The following is a 3,599-nucleotide window of genomic DNA, read 5'->3' on the forward strand; positions in this document are numbered from 1 at the left end:
CTGCACGAAGATGGAGCCGGATTCGGTGAGCAAATCCCGCGCCACGGTCAGCCGGTCGCGCAGGTAGGTGAGATAGGAATGGATGCCATCGCGCCAGGTGTCGCGGAAGGCCTTGACCTGCTCGGGCTCGCGGGTGATGTGTTCGGCCTTGCCGTCCTTGACGTCGCGGCTGGTGGTGGACCACTGGAAGTTGGAGTTGAACTTGATGCCGTAAGGGGGATCGAGATAGATGCACTGCACCTGCCCGCGCAGGCCCTCGCGCTCGGCCAGGCTGGCCATGACCTGGAGCGAGTCGCCCAGGATCATGCGGTTCTGCCAGTTGGCGTCGAACCGGTAGAACTCGGTGCGGTCGGCGCCCTTGGGCAGGCCGTTGAAGTCGGCGAACAGATCGGGCGTTAGCTGGCCGTCGTCGTGTTCGCGTTCGCGCGATTCGCGGGCCAGATCGTCGATCAACGCCTTGGGATGGACTTTCTCCTGAATATACAGCGGCGGCGCGTTGACCGTGAGATCGGCCTGGTCCTGGGCGTCCTTGCCGCGCCAGACGAGCTGCGGGTCCAGATCCCGATTGCGGCGTTTGTAGGCCACCCGCACCGGCGCCTCGGGGGCCTCGTCGAGCAGCGGCTGGTGCTCGGCGGTGGGGATGTTCTTGCGCTTGGCTTCCTCGTGGGTCAGCGTTTCGATGGATTTGGCGGTGTCCTGTTTCTTTCGAGCCATGGCTTTCGTTCAGATTGCGGCAACGTGTAATTAGCCGTTTGCAGGGCGCGGATAGACGGAAATAATGCCGTCCACATGCTCGTAGAGATCGTCGCTGACTTTCTGCCAGAGCGGGTCGACGATGAATTCCATGCTCTCTCGGCGCGCGAGTTTGGCGGCGGGGACGAAATCGCTGTCGCCCGTGACCAGAATCAGCGTGTCGGCGTGTTTTTTCAGCGCAATGCTGGATATATCCAGGCCGATACGCATGTCCACGCCTTTCTGCCGTAGCCCGAAGTATGCGGCCTCGGGTGACAAGGCTTTCCATCGGTCGAGCAGGTTTGTGAGTTCGCGCTGATCGGCTTCGCTTATGGCCGGGGCGTTCTGCGGGTCGCCAACCAGGGCATCCAGCGTGTTGGCCCACTTACGGGCCTTGAGCAGGTCCTTGGTGTGGCGCGACTTGATTTGCCAGCCGCCATCCTGCGCCACGTGGCCGAGCCGTAACGCGAACTTTCGCTTGCGCCGCAGTTGTGCGAAGAGATCTCTACGGAATTGCGCCGTATCCGACTTGTCGAAGTCTATCGGCCGGTTTTCGATAGGGTGATGCGTTTTGCCGGTGTAGGGCTGCGCGTCGTAGTAGAACAGCCGGTAGACCTGGTCCAGCCAGCGCCCATCGGTTTCGGCCTGCGAATCCATCCCCGTGAGACGCAGCACATGCTTCTTGCACAAAAAGCGTGCCGAGTCCGCGATCTGTTCAGGCGTCGTGCAGAAGCCGGCATCGACCAATTTGGGGAGCCGTTTGAGAAAGTATCCGCCATCAATGAGGATAGCGATGCGCCGCGTCCTCATGAGCCAACCCCCGGAAAAAGAAAAGCCCCAGGGGTTCGGCTCACGCTCGGGATGAGTGAGCGGGCGTACTGCCAAGGGGCGGATGAGTCAAGTATATGGGATTCCCAGCTCACCATGTCAAGCGTCAGCGTATGGAAGCGGTCGCATGCCGTAGACGAACACGAACCCGATATGCATGAATTGTGTCGAAATCTTTACATCCCGCGAGCGCGGTTAATAGATAAAGCGCGGTTTAAAGCGCGGTTTTATGCATGGTCCGATAGTTTCTGAACGGCGCCATCGATCATTGCTTCAAACCGTGCCTCGACCTGCTCGGCGAAATCGTCCTGCATTTCGTACACACCGCCAAACTCCACGAACGCCCAACGGCCAAAGCTGGCCAGATGGTTCACGCCCGGCACCCAGTAGCTGTCCATGGTGTCTTTCTTGGCGGCGGCGGCGTCTTCGCCGCGATAGCCCTTGATTTCGACCACGAGGTTGAGTGGATCGTTTGCGCCGTTGCCATCATCGACGACTACGATGAAATCCGGCCGGTAGGTCCGGGCCTCGCCGGCCAGGCGGTAGGGCACGTCGAAACCGAGGTTGTGGTTCTTCACGTAGGCCAATACGCGCGGTTGGGATTCGGCCACGCGGCAGAATTCGGCCTCCCAGCCGCTGTCGAGAATCACCCAGTCGATATGGCACTTGTCTGCGCTGGTCTCGTAGCGCTCGGTCCTGGATGTATTGAAGCCGACATGCGCGGTGGTGCCGACCGGGTTGTAGGGCGCGAGGATCGCTTTGATGGGCCGGGTCTCACTGGCCATGGTCCGGGTGATGGCAGCGGTGATCTTTTCGCAGGCGCGCTTGCCGATCTCGCGGTACAAAAGCTGCGCGGGATAAGTACCGCCCTTGCAGGTCAGGCATTCATCGATCCAACGCCGGGCCACTCTCACCCGCGCCGGGCCGATCAGGCCGGGCGTGAGTTCGAGCTTCGAGTCCTCGGTGAAATCCGTCCGAATGCGCTCGGCGGGCAAATCCACGCGATAGCCCTCAACCCGCGGAAAACGAATCTCGAGCGCGTCGCGTTCCGGGCGCACGGCGTGCACCCAGAGGGTTTCGCGCGGCGGCTGGGGCGGGGCGACGACCGGCTCGGCGGCGAAGTTGAACGGAATACCCAGCACGTCGGCGTAGCTCGGATTGAACAGGCCGTCTTCGTTCAGATCGTAGGACTCGCGGCGCAGCGCGCGGCCCACGACCTGTTCGCACAGAAGCTGGGTGCCGAAGGCGCGCACGCCGAGCACGTGGGTGACGTTGTTGGCGTCCCAGCCTTCGGTGAGCATGGATACCGACACCACGCAGCGGATGGATTCGCCGAGCTGGCCGGCTTTACCGACCGTGTTCATCACCTCGCGCAGCAGATCGGCGTCGGTGAGGTTGTCGGCATCGGCGCGGTTGCCGCTGCGCTCGACGCGCTCGCGTTTGAAGCGCTCGATCTCCGGGCCGGCCATGTCACGAAATTTCTTGTCCAGCGCCTCGCCGGATTCGAGCTGTTCGCTGTCGATGAGCAGCGTTTTCGGGCGTCCGAGCGGGTTGCCGTGTTCGTCGTGGTTGGCGAACAAGGGCAGCTTGCCGGGCACATGCAGCGCCGAGCCGTCGTCGTTTTCGCGTTCGAAGCCGCTGACATAGTCGTAGACCAGCTTCGAGGTGGCCGTGTTGTTGCAGACGATGATGAAGCACGGCGGCATCGCCATCTTGTGCTCGGCCCATAGGTCGAACGTCTTTTCGTAGTGGCCGTAGAGCGCTTCCAGCGCGGTCTGCAGTTTTGTCGGCAGATCGTGCGGGTCGAGGTGCTTGGCCTTGCCGCGCCCTTTTTTGGGCATGTCCTTGCCGATATGCTCCCAGAGATTGCGATAGATCGGCATGTCCTCGCCGGGGATAAGTCTTTTCCAACCCAGACATGAGCCTGAGCAGCGCGGCGGATAGCGAGCTTCAGGCAGCCGGAATCCGGGCTTGATTGATGGATTGAAAGATCTCGGTTTTGGCGTTGTTCACCTGCCGAGCGGCTTCATTGTCGCTGA

1 protein-coding gene and 2 pseudogenes are annotated in these 3,599 nt (G+C 61.6%); all 3 read right to left on the minus strand.

Features of this window, described 5'->3' with window-relative positions; all coding sequences use genetic code 11:
- Positions 1–714 (minus strand): annotated as a pseudogene (locus VFJ08_RS07435) (site-specific DNA-methyltransferase); the annotation flags it as partial.
- 30 nt (positions 715–744) lie between these two features.
- Positions 745–1,542 carry an NYN domain-containing protein gene (locus VFJ08_RS07440; RefSeq protein ID WP_324996563.1) on the minus strand — a complete coding sequence of 266 codons (798 nt, stop codon included), beginning with the start codon at positions 1,540–1,542 and terminating at the stop codon, positions 745–747.
- 245 nt (positions 1,543–1,787) lie between these two features.
- Positions 1,788–3,458 (minus strand): annotated as a pseudogene (locus VFJ08_RS07445) (restriction endonuclease); the annotation flags it as partial.
- Between the last annotated feature and the right edge of the window lie 141 nt (positions 3,459–3,599).

Origin of the sequence: Salinisphaera sp. (assembly GCF_035690525.1) — a bacterium.
Taxonomy (GTDB): Bacteria; Pseudomonadota; Gammaproteobacteria; order Nevskiales; family Salinisphaeraceae; genus Salinisphaera.

Coding starts and splice junctions, on each gene's coding strand:
- VFJ08_RS07440 (WP_324996563.1), bottom strand. CDS start 1,542: ATGAGGACGCGGCGCATCGCTATCCTCATTGATGGCGGATACTTTCTC.